Source organism: Bartonella sp. AS69XJJH, from assembly GCF_042195585.1.
GTDB lineage: Bacteria > Pseudomonadota > Alphaproteobacteria > Rhizobiales > Rhizobiaceae > Bartonella.
The window spans coordinates 44,207-65,090 of the sequence record NZ_JBHIOO010000005.1; the positions used below are offsets into that span (position 1 = coordinate 44,207).

Genomic DNA, 20,884 nt, shown 5'->3' on the forward strand with positions numbered 1-20,884 from the left:
GTGTAAATTATAGCTTTAAGATTTAAGAAAAGAAGAATACTAAAAATAATGAAAATGCCCCACACCCTAGTGAATTGTTACGCGAAGATGTAAATGCAAAACTTGGACTATCTGTGATTGAAGCAGCTGAAGAGTTTTCTATATCCCGTGTAGCATTTTCTAGGGTCTTGGTAAAATCCTTATAACGACATTTTCAGTGGCAAATTCATTGGCAAAAAATTCGTTTGAGACGAAAAATGCTAAAAATGTCTCAAACAACTTTAGGTTAACATTTAGGTGCCACTTTCCAACAAATCCAGAAATATGAAAACGGATTAAATCGTGTCAGCGCAGGGCGTTTAAAAGAAATGGCCGATATCTCAAATGTTCTACTTTCCTTTTTCTATGCTGATATCTTAACAAAACAACAGCCCCCGTACTCTCATGATGAAATCGCATCAAGTACAGAAAAATACCTGCTTCTCAAAAAATTTAGAGTCCTAATCTCGATAAAACAAAGAGCCATTTTACAATTACTCTCTGATCAAAATGAAAGCTAACATCATACGATAACACACACCACGCTCTATCCCATGAGACACTCATAATAAACTCCGTATTCACATATTCTTAATTAAAAACACCTCATGGGTTTAGGGAACTTATATCATTACCATCAATTATATCATTGCCATCAATGATGATATTTTACGACACAACGGGATAAATTTCCCCAAAAATTCTAAAAAATTTTTGTGCAAATTTTTAAAAAGCTTGCGTCTGAGCGCTTTTTATGGTCTTGCAAAGAACTGAAAAGCAAAAATACATAAAGGTCCTTTTTTACTTAAGCTTTTCTCTTTGCAAAAAGCAGGAGAAAGCCCATAAAGAGCACACAGGACCATGAGAGAGCCGCAAGGTTAATCAAAGGGATTTTAGCCCGAAAATAACAAAAGAGCTTGACTGTTAAAGGCAGCAAAGAAAAGCGCCATAAAGACAACAAGAGAGTTCTTTTTGCAAGAATAGAATTGGATAGAAACGATGAAAATTAATGGCAATGAAATTCGCCCTGGTAATGTGATCGAACATCAAGGAAGTTTATGGGTTGCAGTTAAATGCAACGCTGTAAAACCAGGAAAAGGTGGTGCATTTAACCAAGTTGAAATGAAAAATTTGATTGATGGTACAAAACTTAATGAACGATTTCGCGCTGCTGAGACCGTTGAACGCGTGCGCCTTGAACAAAAGGATTTCACATTTCTTTATCAACAAGGGGATGCTTTGGTCTTTATGGATTCAGAATCTTATGAACAACTTGAACTTCAAAAGGATTTTGTTGGTGAACGTGCTGCGTTTCTCCAAGATGGGATGACTGTCACAGTTGAACTTTATCAAGAAAAGCCTATTGGCATCTCACTTCCTGATCAAGTTGCTGTCACGATTGCGGAAGCCGATCCTGCCATCAAAGGACAAACGGTTACCTCCTCTTATAAACCCGCCATTCTTGAAAACGGGATTCGTATTCTTGTTCCCCCCTTTATGAATGCTGGTGAACGTATCATTGTAGACACCAATGAGTTGATTTATTTGCGTCGTGCAAATGAAAAAGATAAATAAAGGAATAAAAAATGGCCCATTCTGCAGTCATGAATGTCATGGTGCAAGCTGCAATGAAAGCAGGACGCTCGTTGGTACGTGATTACGGTGAAGTGCAAAATTTGCAAGTGTCTTTGAAAGGACCAGCAGATTATGTCAGCCAAGCAGATCGCAAAGCGGAAAAAATTATTTTCAATGAATTAAGCAAAGCGCGCCCCAAATTTGGTTTTCTGATGGAAGAGTCAGAAGAAATCATTGGAGAAGATTCACAACACCGTTTTATTGTTGACCCTTTAGATGGCACCACAAATTTTCTCCATGGCATTCCTTTTTTTGCTGTTTCCATTGCCTTAGAAAGCCAAGGGAAAATCGTTGGTGGTGTCATTTACAATCCCGTGAATGATGAACTCTTCACCGCAGAACGCGGGTGTGGTGCTTTTTTCAATGACCGCCGCTGTCGCGTTTCTGCACGGCGCAGACTAGAAGATTGTGTCATTGCCACAGGCATGCCTCATTTTGGTCGCCCAAATCATGGAGCCTATCTTATTGAATTACGTAATGTGATGGCAGAGGTTGCCGGACTTCGCCGTTTTGGTGCTGCTGCGCTTGATTTAGCTTATGTTGCTGCTGGAAGAACCGATGGCTTTTGGGAAGATAACCTGCAAATTTGGGATATGGCTGCTGGAATACTGATGGTTCGTGAAGCAGGTGGTTTTGTCACCGATAAAGAAGGCGGTAGCGATATATTCCGCAAAAAAAATATCATTGCCGGCAATGAACACATTCGCCTAAAATTAGAAAAAACCCTCAAAAAAGGCATTTAAACCTCAGAAAAGATCTAGCAGATTACGTCAGCCAAGCAGATCGCAAAGCGGAAAAAATTATTTTCAATGAATTAAGCAAAGCGCGCCTCAAATTTGGTTTTCTGATGGAAGAGTCAGAAGAAATCATTGGCGAAGATTCACAACACCGTTTTATTATTGACCCTTTGAGATGGCACCACAAATTTTCTCCATGGCATTCCCTTTTTTGCTGTTTCCATTGCCTTAGAAAGCCAAGGGAAAATCGTTGGTGGTGTCATTTACAATCCCGTGAATGATGAACTCTTCACCGCAGAACGCGGATGTGGTGCTTTTTTCAATGACCGACGCTGTCGCGTTTCTGCACGGCGTAGACTAGAAGATTGTGTCATTGCCACGGGAAATGCCTCATTTTGGTCGTCCAAATCATGGAACCTATCTTATTGAATTACGCAATATAATGATGGAAGTTGCCAAACTTCGCCGTTTTGGTGCTGCTGCTCTCGAATTTAGCTTATGTCGCCGCAGAAAAAACCGATAGCTTTTGGGAAGATAATCTGCACATTTTTGATAAAACTACCAGCATACTGATGCTTCGCAAAACCGGTGGTTTTGTCACTGATAAAGAAGGCAGCAGCGATATATTTCGCAAAAAAAAATATCATCACAACAAAACGCCCCAAGAAGCAACAACGACATCAGAAGCCAACATCCTCCCCTACTTCTCTTAAGAAATCACCGCCTACACAGCAAAAAAGATTGACTATAATTAAAATATCCCCTCTCTGCTAAGGGCTATCACATATGCCTCTCATAGTTTTCACCTCTACATGACAACAGAAATTTTAGCAAATCCATTGATTTATACAGCCATTCCCCCCCCCTTCATTTAACCATTATCTCAGATAGTCTATGAAATACTCTCGAGATTTATAGTAACAAAAATCTTTGTTTTCCAAAATTGCTTTCTGCATTTCACTTGCAAGCTGCTCTTTATCTTTTTCAACAACCTCTTTCAGCGCCTTTATCTTCTCATTACCGAAGATAATTTTTAATTTTTCTTTTAATTTTTTTTCCTCAACAAGCTTCTCCCAAAAGATCAATCGGTTATCACATGTCTCATTTGCTGCTTTTATCCATTCTCTGGCTCCTAATTTGTAAACTTTTTCAAATGTTGGATTCCCCTCAGCTATGGAAAGATCTTTTGCTCTATTTGTGTCATTCTCTTTACAAGTATTGATTACATCTCTAACTGTGACAGAATGGCAACCATTATCAAAGGCAACATAGCCTTTTTTCACTGTTTTAATAAGCTTCTTATAGTAAATGAACGTTTCTCTTGCCTCCTTATAATCACTGGAAATATCACACAACAACAACAACACATTCTTTTTACAATATAATAATAAAGTACACTCACCAGACCAAGATTCCGAAAGCTTTAGCATTTTCTCTATCTCTTTGTGTTCTATACTTATAGATATGTTGTCCCACAAAGTATCTGTAAATTTTTTCTTTTCATCCTCCCCTGTAAAGTTTTCCTTTTGGTGCTGTTTGCATTCAGCTGTAATCATATCATCAAGAACATATAACCACCAATGAAGTAATAACATCGTAGGTTGACTCCGTTTTTTTTTCGTAAGAGGATCTACAAACTTTTGCAGAGTTATTCCATTCTTTCTCATTAATCGCACTGCTTTTATAAAAAATTTCCTAAAATACGAGGTATCCAAGAGACTACATATTTTTTTGTAATGTTCATAAGTAAGTTTTTTTCCAAGTGCTTGCTTGTACAATAAACGCACTTCGTGCTCCCCTCGAACACAAATATCCTTTACAAATGGAAGCCGATCTCCACCGACTTTCATATCTTCCCTAGGATTTTTTATCCCCAGTACGTCTCTTTCCCATAGCCTTACTCCCTCATCCCATTGTTTCAACCATTCCTGCGATACTTTTTGAGTTTTTTTAACAAGCCTTTGTTCCCCTTGTGCAATAATATCTTGATATCCAGCGCACTCTTGCTCTTTTCGCTCAAGTTGGTCAGTCAATTGAAGACACTTCTGTTCCCCTTGTGCAATAATATCTTGATATCCAACGCATTCTTGCTCTTTTCGCTCAAGTTGGTCAGTCAATTGAAGACACTTCTGTTCCCCTTGTGCAATAATATCTTTATGTCCAGCGCAATCTTGCTCTTTTTGCTCAAGTCGTTCAGTCAATTGAAGACACTTCTGTTCCCCTTGTGCAATAATATCTTTATGTTCAGCGCACTCTTGCTTTTTTTGCTCAAGTTGGTCAGTCAATTGAAGACACTTCTGTTCCCCTTGTGCAATAATATCTTGATATCCAACGCAATCTTGCTCTTTTTGCTCAAGTTGGTCAGTCAATTGAAGACACTTCTGTTCCCCTTGTGCAATAATATCTTTATGTTCAGCGCACTCTTGCTTTTTTTGCTCAAGTTGGTCAGTCAATTGAAGACACTTCTGTTCCCCTTGTGCAATAATATCTTTATGTTCAGCGCACTCTTGCTTTTTTTGCTCAAGTTGTTCAGTTAAATGCTTGTTCTGATAAATTGCCAATGCAAGCATTAAGCTTCCCCCACAACACACTATCATTGCCAAACCGAACAAAAAATCCACTGAGTATCCCGAATACCACGACTTCCCCATCCATATGATGCAGAAAATCATAACGCCGCATCTTACACTCCCACATTTTTTCCCCCATTTCCAAATGACCTTAATTATAGCTATTATGAAAGCTATTGCCAATTTTATGTCTTCTTCCATTCTTGCTCTCTTTTATTCCCACCAATATTTAACGCAGCTCTTTTATCGATCCCTCGATATTGTATCATTGTGTGTACATCTGATTTGAAAATCACTACATATTATATTTTAATAAAAACAATACACAAAATATAGATATTTTTTCTGGTAAAATAAAACAATTTGTATTTAATTGTACTGCTCTAATGATTTATGCACTTTTAAGAAGAGCTTTATAATTCTTAAAATGCACTCCCACAATATTGGTTCAAAGTACTCAAAAGCCTAACACAGCAAAACATGGCTGCGTGCTCACCTTGTTTTATAAAATTGATAAAAAACATCTTTCTACTCATTTATCGGCTCTTTTTTAGTAAAGCGACATCATCATACACTTTCCTAATCCCCTCAATATTACTACAGCCCCTAAAACTTGAGACGCTTCATGAAGAAGACTTATTCTTTCTTTAAGTATTTTTACTTCACGCGAGCTCTCTCTGCTTGGTATATGCAAGAGACATGGTTTTGACTAATGCAACATAATCAAATTTGAAACGAGAAATTCCATGTAAGATCTTTCATGAAAAACAATGAGTTATCATTATAAATCAACGTGACAGTGCTGTTATAAAGAGAACTCCTCGCTCATCTTAATAGTCCATAGCGATTTAACTGGATATCGTTTTATATTCTATACACAGAAGTGTCTTTATAAAAATACTTCATCTCAGGCAAAAAAAAAGAACAGCCTATTAAAAAAGAAAAACATCTCAATGCTTGCCTTTCTTTTTTCCATGAGAGTTTCAAATTGATAAGCCTGTCTGAAAAGAGTGCTGTTTATGCCCTTAAAAATACTGCTCTTGTATCAAGATCACTTACTCAGATGAGAATTGCAGTTTAGCCAAATGCGCATAAACATTATTTTTTATAATGAGTTGTGTGTTCCTTCTTCCACAAAAGCGCCTTTATCCATCACGAGAATACGATCAGCTTTTAAAATTGTTGCCAAACGATGCGCAATGACCAGGATTTAGGATTTTGTATCAATCCTTCTAAGGCATTTTGCACCAACTTTTCACTGTTTGCATCTAAAGCAAATCTTGCTTCATCAAGTAGCAAAAGTTTGATTTATAATAATAATTCATTGTTTTGTATGTTGAATGAGAATCCCGAATACCGTAAGATTCTCTCATTTCAAACCTGTTCCATGGTGAACCAATCAAAACCATGTCTTTTGCACGTTACAAGCGGAGAGAGCCCGCGTGAATAAAAAAAAACTATTAAGAAAGGACTTAAAATGCCTATAATAAATCGTCTCAAGTGCCAAGGGCTGTAGCAACATCCACGAGTTGGCAAATATAATGATGGTTCTCGATTGCAGTAAGAGGGCTGCATTTCTTAAAATCGCCCGTGCAATATCAATGCGTTGTTTTTGCCCCCCAGAAAGCATGGTACCACGTTCTTCTACTTGCGTATCCAAGCCATCTGGTAAAGCTTGAATAAATTCAAATGCATTGGCAGCTTTAGAAGCGGAAAATACTTCCTCTCCGTGGGTATGTTCAGTTCCAAAAAAGAAGAAAAGTTTGCAATTATTTTATTTCAAGTCTTTATACTCTAGGGAAGAAAGGATTTATGCGTATATTTCAAAATGATTTTTGAATTTAAAAAACGCAACCACAATGATTTATAGACCCATCTGTTTATGTCGGATGCGTTTTTGAATTAATATTTAAAGTGCACTCTTTGATAGGATCAAAAACTCATCGTTTGCAATCGTTTTGTTTAAAACCCTTGTACCCCATAAAAAGGAGGCTTTTACATGCCAATATTACCAAAACGATTTTTGAATTTAGAAAGACGACCACCGCGATCTACGAGTGTTTGGGAGCCACCTGTCCATGCTGGATGCGTTCTTGGGTCAATATCTAGATTAAGAGTATCGCCTTCTTTTCCCCAAGTAGAGCGCGTTTTATATTGAGTTCCATCCGTCATAACAACGGTAATTGTGTGATAGTTGGGATGAATATTCGCTTTCATGCGTAAAAACCTTTTGCGTTTATAGAATGAAATAGCACTTGCTCGATTTTTTAAGTGCGCTTTCTTTGTCTTTTTGATACATTGATTAAAGTATTTATTCCTATAGCTGAGCACGCATCAAAAAACAAGTGTTCAAGATACATCATTGTATCAAGTGTTATAAATCCAACACAGTGAGCAAAATTTTATGACATTACGTTATCGTTCAGAAAAATCTACAAAGCCTTCCCCTAAGAAATCTTCATTCTCTTCGCTTGCAATTTTTTTTCCTTATCTTTTGCGCTATCGTTGGTTGTTTATTTTTGCCTTTCTAGCGTTATCTGTTGCTGCTCTTGTCACATTAGCTTTGCCTGTGGCTATCCGCCAAATGTTTGATCATGGGTTTTCTACTTCAAGCCATGGACATATCAATTTTTACTTCGGAATTTTGTTTATCTTAGCCTTGTTTCTCGCATTTGCTTCAGCAGCCCGTTATTACTGTGTTATCACCTTGGGAGAACGGATTGTTGCCGATTTACGGCGTGATGTATTTATTCATATTATGAAACTTTCTCCTGCTTTTTTTGATCGGTCACATTCAGGAGAGATTGTTTCAAGGCTTCTCACAGATACCACACAAATAAAATTAGCTGTGGGTTCTACTGCCTCTACCGCTTTGCGTCAGTTGATTATCGTGATCGGAGCCGTTGTGATGATGGTGATCACCAATGCTAAATTGTCTTTGTTGGTTTTGGCTGCTATTCCTGTTGTGGCCATTCCCTTGGTCGTGTTTGGACGTAAAGTTCGCTCTCGTACCCGTGCGGCGCAAGATCGTCTCGCAGATGCCAATGCTGTTGCTACAGAGCAGGTAAGTGCTATTCGCACTGTGCAAGCTTTTACCGCAGAAAAACTCGTTGCAACACGTTTTTCACAATTGATAGAACGTGCTTTTCAAACAGCACGTGCTTCTGTGATCTTACGCTCCTTTTTTACGGGGGTTGCAATTTTTTTGGTTTTTAGCAGTGTGGTTGCTGTTTTATGGATTGGATCGCGCGATGTTTTGAATGGAACGATGACAGGCGGGACATTAGGGCAATTTGTCCTTTATGCGGTTTTTGGAGCTTCTACTTTTGCGCAATTATCGGAACTTGGGGCAGAATTAATCCAAGCAGCAGGCGCCGCTGAGCGGCTTTCCGAATTGTTACAAGAACAGCCTACTATTGTAGCTCCTAAAAATCCTTTATCATTAGGACAACCTGTTCGAGGCGAACTTGTTTTTGATCAGGTTGATTTTACCTATCTTTCTAGACCACAAGAGAAGATTTTACGCTCGCTTTCTTTTTCTGTGAAAGCAGGTGAAACGGTTGCTTTTGTTGGGGCTTCAGGAGCAGGAAAAAGCACCATTTTTTCTTTGATCCTTCGTTTTTATGACCCGATAAGTGGAACAATTCGGTTAGATGGCATGGAAATTAATCGCCTTTCTTTACAAGATTTACGCAGCGCAATTTCTTATGTTCCACAGGATGTCGCCATTTTTGATGGAACATTGCGTGATAATATTATTTTTGGAACTGAAAATACCCATGAAGAGGAAATCCTTGCTGCCGCTAAGGCGGCTAATGCACTTGAATTTATTCAAGCTTTACCAGATGGCTTGGATACGCAAGTAGGAGAACGTGGTACCATGCTTTCTGGAGGGCAAAAACAACGCATTGGTATTGCACGGGCAATTCTAAGAAATGCACCCCTGTTGCTGCTTGATGAAGCAACATCTGCTTTAGATGCAAACAGTGAAAAGTTGGTGCAAGATGCCTTAGAAGGATTGATGCAAAATCGTACAACCTTGGTCATTGCACATCGTTTGGCAACAATTTTAAAAGCTGATCGTATTCTCGTGATGGATAAAGGAGCTCTTGTGGAAGAAGGAACCCATGCAGAACTTGTGGCAAAAAATGGCGTCTATGCTTACCTCGCAAAACTCCAATTTTCACCGGAGTAAGTGATCTTGATACAAGAGCAGTATCTTTAAGGGCATAAAAAGCGTTCCTTTTCAGACAGGCTTATCAATTTGAACCTCTTATAGAAAAAAGAGGGACAAGCATTGAGGTGTTTTTCTTTTTAAAGTCTTAACGGACTGTTCCTTTTTCTGTGCAAGATAGAGCATTTTTATAAAAATACTTCATCTGTGTACAGAGTATAAAATGATACCCAGTTAACCTCTATGAGCTATTAAGATGTGCAAGAAGCTCTCTTCATAACAGCACCGTCGCATTGATTTATAAAGATAATCCATTGTTTTTTATGAGAGATCATGAATAGCATAGGATTTTCTCATGCCAAACCCTTATAGTGAGTCAAAAAAATCTCTTGGCTTACACATCACAAACAGAGTTGGCGTGTGGAGTGAAACTGTACAAGAAAGGAATAAAACACCTCTCTTACCCCTTTAAGTACCAAGAGCTGTCACAACATTGGCACACTGAAAGCATATACGCTGTTGACAAAGAGTAATAATTGGGTGCTCGATTACTGAGAGCCCCTTATGCGGCTCATTTGATAGGCTCTAGGGACACAAGCTCTACCCTAAAGACTGACCACATTCTTAAAAAAAACTGAATATGAAAAATTTTTCATGCCCTCTATCACTGCCATAAACAAAAGTGTTTACCGAAAATCATGACAAATTGTAATGAACAAATAGGCTTCTCTCATCTGCAAGAGTATCCTTTTATTCTCTTTCAAAAAAACGAACACTTTTTGAATATTGTTTGCAGATCCGTATTATTGAAAAAGAGCAAAGACTTTCTCAGCGCTTTTGGGGTTCTTATAACTTTTGTGTAAGCACATATAAGCAACAGCTTTTATAATAAATCGGCTTTTGGCAAAATCGTAAAATTTTATCAAATTTATTGTTTGTAAATATCACCACGACCACTGCTCTGCTCTTGCAGATACGCAACCTTAAAAACACGTTCTTTTTGCTCACAAATTGTCTCTCCAGCTCTCTCTTCCAGTCATAGCCTATAAAATAAGGATAGAGTACTTTAATTGGACACCATCTTCTCACACCACCACCAACGCCATCATTTATTATATTTACAGCCCTCAACTTTATAGCAACCCTTGTCATGCTTTAAGAAGGCACGTTAACGATGATAGGAACATGTACAAAGACGAAGGTATTTATGTTTTAAAGCTTGCACCAAATCATAATTTTTTTGTATAGCGAGCCAAGCGTATGCAGCACTGACACCCTAACCATTTCAAACCGTTCAGCTGTTTTAGCAACAGATAAGCCAAGTTCTACGATTATATCTTCAACCATGAATTCACCGAGGAGCAGAGGATTTTCCATCATTTTTTAGCACTCCCTCTTCAATGATCCTCTAGACAATCCACTCATTCAGCATCTATACTAGCAAAGCGAAATATTACGTGCTAATTTTCCTTTACAATCATTAACCAAGAACCCTCAAAATAACCTTTTAGTGAATAGAGCTAAAAGGATGAGTCCTTCAAAATCATTTGGTAATATAGCTATACCAAGAGCACCTAAAATACGCCCTAATTGCTCAGTATAGGCGACCTTCCCCCTTTTATCGTATCAGTCTTGTAGAAGGCTTTAAGTCCTTTATGTTTAAATCAAAAAATCATAATTGGATTATATTACATAAAGATGCTTTTTCTTATTTTTCCATTTAACACACGATAAGGTACCATTTAGGCAGCATGAGAAGCTTTCCCCTTATATCATGATTTCAGAAGCCGCATGAGAAAAACAAAATAAGCCGTTTGGGTATCTCAAGGTCAAGGATGCCGTTAGGCGCAGCAACCTTTAAAGAATTGCCTTGAGCTTAAGGATCACGGCTTGTTAGTCCTCTCATTAAACGCGGGTCTGATGTTATGATTTTGGAGAGCGATTATTAAGAATTTGAGAGGCAGATAGCCTCTCATCTTGATTTGTATGCAAACGAATTGCACTCTATTTATTCAGGGAGAATAAGAACATACCCAGGAGGTGCTAAACGGAATAAGAGAGCATCGTAACCCCAACTAGCAGACAGGCAGCAAATAGAAAAAACGCCTTCAGCAATTGCCATGAGTAATGCGAACGATATACCGGCTTCATCTGCTGTTGCTTCGCGGCGTTGTAAGTAGTATCCGACAAAAAAGAAAAAGCACGTTAATCCACTCGCACCCGCAAAGAAGCTTAGTACGGCATGAACCGGTCCACGTATGCTGAGCAAGATAATAAAAATTATGAAAGTAAATACTGTAAAGATCCCTTCGAATACCCCACGCACCATATGGCACAATTTTCGCATCATAATTACAGAAAAGCTCTGTTCTGCGTATCGATTTTTTCTTTTGATGCTTGTATTCTTAGAAGATATACTATCCACAACTCCCCCCATATTTTAAGACAAAACGCTGTGAAATTAGCTATTTGTAATTATATCATCACAAAATACAAGAAAAATTTATCCATTTTAATGAAAAAATAGGTGCTTTATTGAGGTGCAAATCTATTTTGTTAGCAAGAGTTATTCAATTCGTTCGTCAATAGAAAGACTACCCCCATTGCAGAGGAAGCTATCTTGACGCACAAAAACTTCATAAGCTGTATATCAAAATCCACTCAGACATCAAAACTCTCCAATATACCCGCTTTTCTACCTTTGAAACTGCAATAAAATGGATTCTACCGATGACAAGCAATGATAATATGAAAAAGAAAAAATATCACAAAATCAAACTCTTCAAAACAGCCTTAGCTTTATGATTTCACTCACAAAATAAGTGCCACCTCATAAACGATAACACACTAAGATGCTGTGCATTCACAAATTTCCTTTAAAGAACCCATCTCCCCTTCCCGAAATCGCACACTTCTCACCTCTCCCGCGATCTTATATCTCGAGGACACCCACTAAAGAATTTGAAAATGTCCAAGGAGAAAACTCTCTGAGAAAGCTTTCAAACCTAAAACGCCCTCGCCATTTTTATCATGATGAGGGCACAAAAAAAACACGCAGAAACATGTAAAACCTCTCCGCATTTAGGTATAGGGTTTGTGCTTCAAGCGCACGCTTTTTCTTGTTCTGTTGTCCATTGTCCCAAAGCCGCAAGATGATTCATCAAAGCCCGATGACGAAATGCCTTCTGTGCAACAGCAATATTCTCATCTTTTCCAGCCCATGCTTTTAAAGCAGATGCTTGCAATGCTCGTCCATAGGAAAAGGTCAATTTCCAAGGCAATGCGCCCAAAGAATTCATGGCAGATAAATGCGCCGTTGCTTCCTGATCAGACTGCCCTCCAGAAAGAAAAGCAATTCCAGGAACAGCGGCAGGAACAGTCTGTTTAAGCACTTGGACGGTCCTTTCAGCAACTTCTTCAACAGAAGCCTTGCGCGCATCCTTTCCATCAATCACCATATTAGGCTTTAAAATCATCCCCTCCAAAAGAACACGAGCTTCAAACAATTCTTTAAAGACAGTCTGTAAAACAGCTTTTGTCACCTCAAAACAACGCGCAATGGAATGCCCACACGATGATCCATCCATCAACACTTCCGGCTCAACAATCGGCACAATATTGAACTCCTGACACAAGGCAGCATAGCGTGCAAGAGCTTGTGCATTTTGTCTTATGGCTCCTCTTGTTGGCAAAGTGTGTTCATTAATAGCAATTACCGCACGCCATTTAGCAAAACGTGCGCCCAAAGCATAATAGTCTTTTAGCCGCTCACGAAGACCATCCAACCCTTCAGTAATTGTCTCTTGAGGAAAAGCGGATAAAGGTTTTGCACCGGTATCAACTTTAATCCCTGGCAAAGCGCCTGCATCCCGAATAAGATCCGTCAACATTTTCCCAGTTGATGCTTTTTGCCGAATGGTTTCATCAAATAAAATAACCCCAGAGATAGCGCCTTCCATTGCTTCTTTTGTACTAAAAAGCATTTCACGATAAGCACGGCGCCTATCTTCATTGGATTCAACACCAATACTTTCAAAACGCTTTCCAATGGTTGCCGTACTTTCATCTGCCGCCAAAATACCTTTACCCGCATGCACCAAAGCAAGTGCAATATCTTCAAGCCGTTCATTCATAAAAAATTCCTCTTTATTTTGTCTCAAAATTTCATTTTGTCTTAAAACTTCTAAAAATATTTTTTTAATTTCTAAAAATGCGCAACACTATCAAAACACCCTTAAACGACCGTATAGTTTTTCTTTAACCTTCTCTTCAAAGAAACCCTTTAAGCCTGCATAAGGGCAAGAATGCCAGGCAGAACCTTACCTTCCATCCATTCCAAAAAAGCTCCTCCAGCAGTCGAGAGATAAGTAAAATCATTGGCAACACCAGCATGATTAAGAGCAAAAACTGTATCGCCCCCTCCCGCAATTGAAACCAACTTTCCTGTCAAACTACGTTCTGCCGCATGGCGTGCAACGGCAATGGTTCCCTTGTCAAAAGGAGACATCTCAAAAACACCAAGGGGTCCATTCCACACAAGAGTAGCAGCTTCATCTATCGCAGCATTGATATGCGCAATAGAGCGCGTCCCAATATCCAATATCATGCCATCTTGTGGAATATCCTCAATGTCATAAAGACGATGCGGTGCATCTTTTTCAAAACGAAATCCAACGACAGCATCTACGGGGAGCAAAAGCGTACATTGACACTCTTGCGCTTTTTTAATAATTTTTTTTACCGTCTCCATCAATGCATGTTCACACAGTGACTTCCCAACAGACACACCTTGCGCTGCTAAAAAACTGTTAGCCATCCCCCCACCAATAATCAAAGAGTCAACTTTTTCCACCAAATGATTGAGCACAAAAAGCTTGCTGGAAACTTTCGCTCCTCCCACAATGGCAACCACAGGACGTGCTGGATTGCCAAGTCCTTTTTCTAATGCCTGCAATTCACCTTGCAAAGAGCGCCCTGCATAAGAAGGCAACAAATGCGTTATTCCCTCCACCGAAGCATGGGCACGATGAGAAACTGAAAAAGCATCATTAACATAGAGATCCCCATTATGAGCCAAAGCTTCCGCAAAAGAACAATCATTCTTTTCTTCACCAGCATAAAAACGAACATTTTCAAGCAATAAAACACCACCATTTTGTAATGACTCAACCGCAACCTGCACCGCCGAACCGATACAGTCAGGAGCAAAAGCAACCGGCTGATTAATGATCTTTTCCAGCACTTGCACAACAGGACGGAGTGAAAACTCTTGCTCTACCTTTCCTTTGGGGCGACCACAATGAGAAAGCAGAATAAGTTTAGCACCACGCTTTTGTAGCTCAATGATTGTTTCTTTATGTCGCTCTAAGCGCATCGTATCACAGACCTTGCCTTGCGCCATTGGCACATTAAAATCCACCCGCACAAGAACACGTTTGCCCAAAACATCAACATCATCAAGTGTACGAAACACCATCACTGCTTCCTCTTCACTTTCGATTGTTTCAAATAAAAACGCATCCAACAACCCTGCCCACTTTTCTTTCCACTTATCCCCCTCTTTGCTTTTACAAGAGATCTACGACAGCCTATCTCTCATCCTCTGCTTGAAAAGCCAAAGCTTCATCGTCAAATGTACAAAAGCCCACCATTGCTCTTAATCTTCATATCCCATTGTGGCAAACAAATTGTGGCAAACAAATGCATTGGCTCAACTTTATCTCTATTAAAGCTTGCCTTTTCTTTCTAGGCAAAAGAGTTTACATCTCCTGTTTTCTGACGTTTTCTCAAAGGGTATCTCGTTCAGATCTTACTTTTTCAAAGTTTACTCTTTCATGCAGCTTTTAAAAGCACGTATTGACACAGTATTAAAACAAAACACATCATCAATTTTTCAATAGTCTCTTCTCTCTAGCGTATGAGAACAACAGCCTCTATATGTTTTCTCAAAATCGTACAAAAATGAGGCTTTTCCCTATAAAAAGAGGACCATGAGGTCCTCTTATATTGTCTTAGCAAAAGCCACAGCCGTATCACTCATACGGTTAGAAAAGCCCCATTCATTATCATACCAAACTAGAACGCGACAGAGCTTACCATCAATCACTTTTGTTTGATCATTGTGGAAAATAGCTGAATGAGGATTATGATTAAAATCACAACTCACGAGTTTTTCTTCTGTAGTGTCCAAAACGCCCTTCAAAGAACCTTGTGCAGCAGCAGCAATAGCTGTATTAATTTCTTCAATTGTTGTGGAACGCTTAGCGATAAATGTCAAATCAACTACAGAAACATTAGGGGTCGGAACACGAATCGATACACCATCAAGCAATCCCTTTAATTCTGGTAAGACCAATCCCACAGCTTTTGCCGCTCCTGTTGAAGTAGGAATCATAGAAAGGGCTGCTGCACGTGCACGATAAAGGTCACGATGCATTGTATCCAACACAGGTTGATCACCCGTATAAGAATGGATTGTTGTCATGAAGCCCTTTTCAATACCCACCGTGTTGTGCAAAACTTGTGCTACAGGCGCCAAACAATTGGTTGTACAAGAAGCATTTGAAACAACGCGATGCTCGCTGCTTAAAGATTGATGATTAACTCCATAGACGACCGTAAGATCTGCTCCTTCAGAAGGCGCAGAAACAAGAACACGCTTTGCCCCCGCATCCAAATGAGCACTTGCTTTATCACGCGCAGTAAAAATGCCCGTACATTCCAAAGCAATATCGATATCCAAATCTTTCCAAGGCAATAGAGCAGGATCGCGCTCTGCGCATACCTTTATTAAACCACCCCCCACGTCAATGGCATCCTCTACCACCTTAACGGTCCCAGGGAAACGCCCATGAACTGAATCATAGCGCAACAAATGGGCATTTGTTTCCACCGATCCCAAATCATTAATTGCGACCACTTCAATATCTTTCCGTTCACTTTCCACAAGTGCACGTAAAATATTGCGACCAATACGACCAAACCCATTAATTGCAACACGAACTGTCATTTCACATGTTTCCTCATCAATTTTTTAAGCACAACATTTAAAAAACAATAAATGGGTATTTCACCAATCCAAAATCATTAATTCCCACAATGTCAATATCTTGATCACTCACCCACTTATCCACAATAATGCACAAGATCATCCACAAAACTGCACAGAATATGATGCCCTAAAACCACCCCATTCATGACAACACAAACCGTCATTTTGTCTTTTCTTCTTTGATCTTTCCAAGTTCTTTTTCAACAGTGGCGACCACATTCTCACAAGTAATACCGAAATGTGCATAAAGGGCATCAATTGTTCCACTTGCCCCAAAGCCCTCCATACCGATAAACACACCATCACAGCCAATAAAACGGTCCCACCCTTGGGCGACGGCAGCTTCAATGGCAATTTTAATCGGTGCATCTCCAATGAGAGCACGCTGATAAGAGAGAGACTGTTGAGAAAAGAGTTCAAAACAAGGCACAGAAACCACACGCGTTGGGATGCCTTTTTCTTCTAAGACTTCATGTGCTTTTACTGCAATTTGCAATTCTGAACCAGAAGCAAACAGCGTCACTTGAGCATCATCGCTAGCTGTTAGAAATTCATAAGCACCAAGCATACAAAGATTTTCTTCTTCATACTCTTGACGCAAAAGCGGTAGATTTTGTCGACTCAAGGCCAAGGTAGAAGGCGTCCCGCGTGCTTTCAGAGCCAATTGCCAACATTCCACTGTCTCCATAGCATCAGCAGGGCGGAACACAAGATGATTAGGCATTGCGCGCAGGCAAGCTAAATGCTCCACGGGTTGATGCGTCGGCCCATCCTCACCAAGACCGATAGAATCATGAGTCATGACATAAATCACCCGCAACCCCATGAGAGAAGACAAACGCATAGCTGGACGCATATAATCAGAAAAGCATAAAAAGGTTCCCCCATAAGGAATAAAGCCGCCATAAAGGGCAAGACCATTCATCACAGCTCCCATTGCATGTTCGCGAATTCCATAATGCAGATAGCGCCCTGAAAAATCTTCAGCAGAGATACTTTTCATCTGGCTGCTTTTGGTATTATTAGATCCGGTTAGATCAGCCGAACCACCAATGGTCTCAGTAACGACTCCATTGATAACTTCAAGAGCCATTTCCGAAGCTTTACGCGTAGCAACAACGGGGCACTCTTCAACGAGTTTCTGTTTATAAGTATCAATAGCGCCATCAAATCCACCCACGAGATCGCCCCGCATCAATCTTTCAAACTCCACACGCTCTGAGACAGGAAGATCAGCAAATTTTGCTTCCCACTTTTGCCGCCTTTTAGCAGCATTAAGCCCTGCCAAGCGCCAATTATCCAGAATATCAGCTGGAATAACGAAAGGCTCAGCATCCCACCCTAAAGCGATACGGGTTTCAGCGATTTCTCGTGCGCCTAAAGGGGCTCCATGAACTTTATTGGTACCCGCTTTATTTGGCGCTCCAAAACCAATTGTTGTTTTACAAGCGATCAAAGTTGGTTTATCAGAATTTTGTGCCGCCTCAATAGCCCGTGCAATTGCTGCTTGATCATGCCCATTGACTTTATGTGTCTCCCAACCAGATGCTTTAAAACGCGCAATCTGATCAGTACTGTCAGCAAGGGAAATCTCTCCATCGATAGAAATATTATTATCGTCCCACAACACAATAAGCTTATTGAGTTTCAAATGACCAGCAAGAGAAATCGCTTCTTGAGATATCCCTTCCATAAGGCACCCATCGCCCACCAACGCGTAAGTGTAATGGTTGATAAGATCGCCAAAACGGGCATTTTGCAAACGCTCCCCAAGAGCCATTCCCACGGCATTTGCCAACCCTTGTCCAAGAGGACCAGTGGTTGTTTCGATTCCTGCCACATGCCCATATTCTGGATGCCCAGCAAGCTTTGCCCCTAATTGGCGAAAGTTTTTAAGATCTTCAATGCCAATATCTTCATAACCAGAAAGATACAAGAGAGCATAAAGCAACATAGACCCATGCCCCGCCGATAATACAAAACGATCACGGTTAGGCCAACGAGGTTTTTTGGGGTCATGAGCAAGAAATTGTGTATAAAGAGCCGTAGCAATATCGGCTGCTCCCATTGGCAAGCCTGGATGACCAGAATTTGCTTTTTCAATCGCATCAATAGCAAGAAAACGGATAGCATTGGCCATCTGATTCTGTTGGTGGGTGTTTGTCATGAATAATCGACCATTTCGTTAAATACGTTATTCTGTTGCTTTTTCCGTATTCTCTTAAAATTCTCAAGAAATACTATTTTCTAACCATTAGCGTGAGACTTTTTGCCACCACTTCAATAGCATTAATAACATTCCCCTCACGCGTCCTGTATATCCATGTCATTTATGCCAATACGCACAAAAAATCCAGCTTTTAATTTATATCTCACCCCTGCTTTGCTTGCTAAAATATCCTACATACTTAAAAATAAAATGCACACAACACAAGAGTGAAAGTGATTCGTTTTTGCATAACACATTGATAAAGGATATAATTACCCAAAGGATAAAAGCAATGAACCAAGAGACTACAGTTCTACAAGATGCTCTAGAGCACCTAGAAAAGGCACTTAGAACTTTAGAGATCACCATAATAAACCGCAATGCCGTTATTGATAAAAATAACGAATGGGAAGAAGAAATCCAACGAATGAATGCTGACCGCAGCCATCTTGCCCAAGCGCTTGACAAAGCTGAAGCCCAAATTGAACGCTTAGAGTCCGTAAACAAAGAAGTTTCCAAACGTCTTATTAAAGCAATGGAAACAATTCGTGTCGTCATTGATAGATAAAGGTTTGAATGTATGGAAACTGTTTCCGTTACCATTGATGGTAAAATTTATCGCATGGCTTGTGATAAAGGACAAGAACGTCGTCTTATTGCGCTTGCTGCTCAATTGGATCAATATATCACACATTTAAAGAACAATTTTGGTGAAATTGGCGACCATCGTTTATCGGTTATGGCGGGCATAATGATTATCGATGAAATGGAAGAAATAAAACGAGAAAATAAAAAATTACAAGAAGACTACAATGCTCTTTTACGACTCCACAACGAAAGAGACCGCACCATGGGGAAAATTATGCGTGACACCACACAACGCATTGAAAACCTCACCAACCAATTGCTCAAAGATGATCAAAACAGTACAAACATTCAAGAACAGGAACAGGAAGATTTCTAAAAGCACATTAGCGTGTAATAAACCAGAAATTTGAATTTCCGCCCACACCTCACAGGATAAAAATTCTTAAACCCACACCAATCTGTAAATAGTCCGGTTTTTTATAGAGAGGATTCCAGCTACTCACGACGTATGGGATTCACTTAAACCTCAACAAGAAAGCCCGACCCTGCATATTTCACCTCCGCACAAACACTTCCTATATCAAGAAGGCAACCTTATATCACCACATTTCAAATGAGATGTCTTTTAACAGCGCATCAAGATAACAAAACCAAAATCCAAAACCAACATCATTGTAAAAAAAATCACATAAATGACAACAGCAACAAACAAATAAAGCATCCTCCAAGAAAAAGAACTATATTCATGTTCCCTATGAATGCATACTAAAAGTCCTTGCCCCCCTAGATAATATCAAGCAGATTTAAGATATATTAAAAAATAACCTTATCTATTATACCGTAAAACACCGCCATTTAATAATATAAGCACCATGGAATCTTGGCACCTGAAATATCCATTAGAGGGAACCCACCGAGAAGAGCCGTATCGTTTATAAACCAGCGTGAACTTTAGTATTTTCATCCTTTAGAGCAGGAAAAAAGCCAAACCCGAAGAGTATGTTAATCTCATACAACTTCAAACATCATAAATAACAATAATAGCTCTTGAAAACATTCCCTACCGCCATCTTTATCCTTATACTCTCTCCTCAGCTCTCAAAACGCCGTGCTTAATAAAAGAAAGAGCAAACCGGTACCATCATTATGAACACCCCCAATATTGCGCCCCCTTGGCTCGTAAAACGATTCATAAGAGGGGCACCTTTCTTGTACAGTTTTTTACCCATACCCCCACACCCGCTTGTAAGCAAATAGTCATGATTGACAAAACATGCACAAATTTAAAATAAGACAATCTTACGGTATTCAGAATTTTGATAGAATATAAAGAACGCTATATTATCATTATAAATCAATATGCTTTAAATGTGCCGACAAAGCATATTTTTAAAAACACATTCACCCATCATTTTCTTCATGACATACCAGCATGATTTTTTAGGCACATAACTTTAATTTTATTCAATTCTGTTTGCAAAAGTTTAAAATGAGAAAAATTTCAAGGCTCTCCTTCAAAAAGCAAAAGAATGAACTCTCATTATCAATGAACATCTTGCTCGTATAAACATCAATAAAAAATCCCCAATATGCCTCAATGAAATAAAAGGGGCTCTCTCATTAAATGCCCTACCGCAAAAGCAGCTTCCTCAGAACTAAAACAAAAATCAACAGACAACATCACCGCCTCTGCTTTCATCACCAAACTGGACGACCTAACGCAACACCTTGCTATCTTACGATGAAAAATAAAAGAATAATGGATCTATGGAGGCATTCACAAGAAGCGCACACCCGTTGTTTTAAAGCCTGTTCAAAGGTGCATTGAAAAAACACCATGCGTAAATGGCTCAAATCCCTTTCGTTCCATCTTGAGAGACAGAAGCAATACGCAAGAGATTT

15 protein-coding genes and 3 pseudogenes are annotated in these 20,884 nt (G+C 39.5%); 7 read left to right on the forward strand and 11 right to left on the reverse strand.

The features are described 5' to 3' along the window. The first annotated feature begins 203 nt into the window (after positions 1-203). From ACFIK6_RS03780 to ACFIK6_RS03795, 4 genes and pseudogenes are all read left to right on the forward strand, one after another. Positions 204-539, forward strand: a pseudogene (locus ACFIK6_RS03780) (helix-turn-helix domain-containing protein). A gap of 478 nt (positions 540-1,017) precedes the next feature. Beyond that, a complete protein-coding gene (gene efp, locus ACFIK6_RS03785; RefSeq protein ID WP_015856958.1) occupies positions 1,018-1,593 on the forward strand; it encodes an elongation factor P in 576 nt (191 codons plus the stop codon). 11 nt (positions 1,594-1,604) lie between these two features. Then, a complete protein-coding gene (locus ACFIK6_RS03790) occupies positions 1,605-2,396 on the forward strand; it encodes an inositol monophosphatase family protein (protein ID WP_273790481.1) in 792 nt (263 codons plus the stop codon). A gap of 8 nt (positions 2,397-2,404) precedes the next feature. Continuing rightward, positions 2,405-3,019, forward strand: a pseudogene (locus ACFIK6_RS03795) (inositol monophosphatase family protein); the annotation flags it as partial. Positions 3,020-3,268: 249 nt separating this feature from the next. Here the strand turns inward: ACFIK6_RS03795 and ACFIK6_RS03800 are convergent. The 5 genes and pseudogenes from ACFIK6_RS03800 to rpmE form a co-directional block, all read right to left on the reverse strand. After that, entirely contained in the window at positions 3,269-4,960 is a 1,692-nt protein-coding gene (locus ACFIK6_RS03800; RefSeq protein WP_375677386.1) for a hypothetical protein, read from the reverse strand. After that, positions 4,920-5,087 (reverse strand): hypothetical protein, encoded by a 168-nt coding sequence (locus tag ACFIK6_RS03805; protein WP_273790483.1) that lies wholly within the window; start codon positions 5,085-5,087, stop codon positions 4,920-4,922. Before ACFIK6_RS03805 ends, ACFIK6_RS03800 begins: the two co-directional genes overlap by 41 nt. Before the next feature lie 928 nt (positions 5,088-6,015). Beyond that, positions 6,016-6,262: pseudogene (locus ACFIK6_RS03810) on the reverse strand (ABC transporter); the annotation flags it as partial. Between the two features lie 97 nt (positions 6,263-6,359). Continuing rightward, on the reverse strand, positions 6,360-6,641 hold the full coding sequence (locus tag ACFIK6_RS03815; protein ID WP_375677404.1) for an ATP-binding cassette domain-containing protein: 282 nt from the start codon (positions 6,639-6,641) through the stop codon (positions 6,360-6,362). Between the two features lie 314 nt (positions 6,642-6,955). After that, complete coding sequence (rpmE, locus tag ACFIK6_RS03820) at positions 6,956-7,177, reverse strand: 50S ribosomal protein L31 (RefSeq protein WP_015856961.1); 222 nt, start codon at positions 7,175-7,177, stop codon at positions 6,956-6,958. 187 nt (positions 7,178-7,364) lie between these two features. Here rpmE and ACFIK6_RS03825 point away from each other — a divergent pair, with 187 nt between their 5' ends. Next, positions 7,365-9,155, forward strand: coding sequence for an ABC transporter transmembrane domain-containing protein (locus ACFIK6_RS03825; RefSeq protein ID WP_375677387.1), 1,791 nt, complete (start codon positions 7,365-7,367; stop codon positions 9,153-9,155). A gap of 1,191 nt (positions 9,156-10,346) precedes the next feature. Here ACFIK6_RS03825 and ACFIK6_RS03830 read toward each other — a convergent pair. The 6 genes from ACFIK6_RS03830 to tkt all read right to left on the reverse strand — a co-directional run bounded on the left by ACFIK6_RS03830 (position 10,347) and on the right by tkt (position 18,352). Beyond that, positions 10,347-10,514, reverse strand: a complete 168-nt coding sequence (locus tag ACFIK6_RS03830) for a hypothetical protein (protein ID WP_375641842.1) — start codon at positions 10,512-10,514, stop codon at positions 10,347-10,349. Between the two features lie 628 nt (positions 10,515-11,142). Then, positions 11,143-11,559: a hypothetical protein gene (locus ACFIK6_RS03835; protein WP_375641843.1), complete on the reverse strand. Its 417-nt coding sequence runs from the start codon at positions 11,557-11,559 to the stop codon at positions 11,143-11,145. A gap of 676 nt (positions 11,560-12,235) precedes the next feature. Next, positions 12,236-13,267 (reverse strand): class I fructose-bisphosphate aldolase, encoded by a 1,032-nt coding sequence (locus ACFIK6_RS03840; RefSeq protein WP_375641844.1) that lies wholly within the window; start codon positions 13,265-13,267, stop codon positions 12,236-12,238. A 149-nt stretch (positions 13,268-13,416) separates the two neighbouring features. Further along, on the reverse strand, positions 13,417-14,610 hold the full coding sequence (locus ACFIK6_RS03845; protein WP_375677405.1) for a phosphoglycerate kinase: 1,194 nt from the start codon (positions 14,608-14,610) through the stop codon (positions 13,417-13,419). Between the two features lie 525 nt (positions 14,611-15,135). Beyond that, positions 15,136-16,143, reverse strand: coding sequence for a type I glyceraldehyde-3-phosphate dehydrogenase (gap, locus tag ACFIK6_RS03850; RefSeq protein WP_375641845.1), 1,008 nt, complete (start codon positions 16,141-16,143; stop codon positions 15,136-15,138). 202 nt (positions 16,144-16,345) lie between these two features. Then, the gene (gene tkt / locus ACFIK6_RS03855; RefSeq protein ID WP_375641846.1) at positions 16,346-18,352 is read right to left on the reverse strand and encodes a transketolase; all 2,007 of its coding nucleotides are present in this window, start codon (positions 18,350-18,352) and stop codon (positions 16,346-16,348) included. Between the two features lie 334 nt (positions 18,353-18,686). On the opposite strand from tkt, the gene ACFIK6_RS03860 reads away from it, so the two are divergent. Beyond that, a complete protein-coding gene (locus ACFIK6_RS03860; protein WP_005774573.1) occupies positions 18,687-18,962 on the forward strand; it encodes a DUF4164 domain-containing protein in 276 nt (91 codons plus the stop codon). Between the two features lie 12 nt (positions 18,963-18,974). Beyond that, positions 18,975-19,358 (forward strand): cell division protein ZapA, encoded by a 384-nt coding sequence (locus tag ACFIK6_RS03865; protein ID WP_375641847.1) that lies wholly within the window; start codon positions 18,975-18,977, stop codon positions 19,356-19,358. The last annotated feature ends 1,526 nt before the right edge of the window (positions 19,359-20,884 follow it).

Excerpts from the sequence above, each read along its gene's own strand:
- ACFIK6_RS03805 (WP_273790483.1), bottom strand. The coding sequence starts at position 5,087 with ATGTGGGAGTGTAAGATGCGGCGTTATGATTTTCTGCATCATATGGAT.
- gap (WP_375641845.1), bottom strand. The coding sequence starts at position 16,143 with ATGACAGTTCGTGTTGCAATTAATGGGTTTGGTCGTATTGGTCGCAAT.
- ACFIK6_RS03830 (WP_375641842.1), bottom strand. The coding sequence starts at position 10,514 with ATGATGGAAAATCCTCTGCTCCTCGGTGAATTCATGGTTGAAGATATA.
- ACFIK6_RS03865 (WP_375641847.1), top strand. The coding sequence starts at position 18,975 with ATGGAAACTGTTTCCGTTACCATTGATGGTAAAATTTATCGCATGGCT.
- ACFIK6_RS03840 (WP_375641844.1), bottom strand. The coding sequence starts at position 13,267 with ATGAATGAACGGCTTGAAGATATTGCACTTGCTTTGGTGCATGCGGGT.
- ACFIK6_RS03800 (WP_375677386.1), bottom strand. The coding sequence starts at position 4,960 with ATGCTTGCATTGGCAATTTATCAGAACAAGCATTTAACTGAACAACTT.
- rpmE (WP_015856961.1), bottom strand. The coding sequence starts at position 7,177 with ATGAAAGCGAATATTCATCCCAACTATCACACAATTACCGTTGTTATG.
- ACFIK6_RS03790 (WP_273790481.1), top strand. The coding sequence starts at position 1,605 with ATGGCCCATTCTGCAGTCATGAATGTCATGGTGCAAGCTGCAATGAAA.
- ACFIK6_RS03860 (WP_005774573.1), top strand. The coding sequence starts at position 18,687 with ATGAACCAAGAGACTACAGTTCTACAAGATGCTCTAGAGCACCTAGAA.
- ACFIK6_RS03845 (WP_375677405.1), bottom strand. The coding sequence starts at position 14,610 with ATGGTGTTTCGTACACTTGATGATGTTGATGTTTTGGGCAAACGTGTT.
- tkt (WP_375641846.1), bottom strand. The coding sequence starts at position 18,352 with ATGACAAACACCCACCAACAGAATCAGATGGCCAATGCTATCCGTTTT.
- ACFIK6_RS03825 (WP_375677387.1), top strand. The coding sequence starts at position 7,365 with ATGACATTACGTTATCGTTCAGAAAAATCTACAAAGCCTTCCCCTAAG.
- efp (WP_015856958.1), top strand. The coding sequence starts at position 1,018 with ATGAAAATTAATGGCAATGAAATTCGCCCTGGTAATGTGATCGAACAT.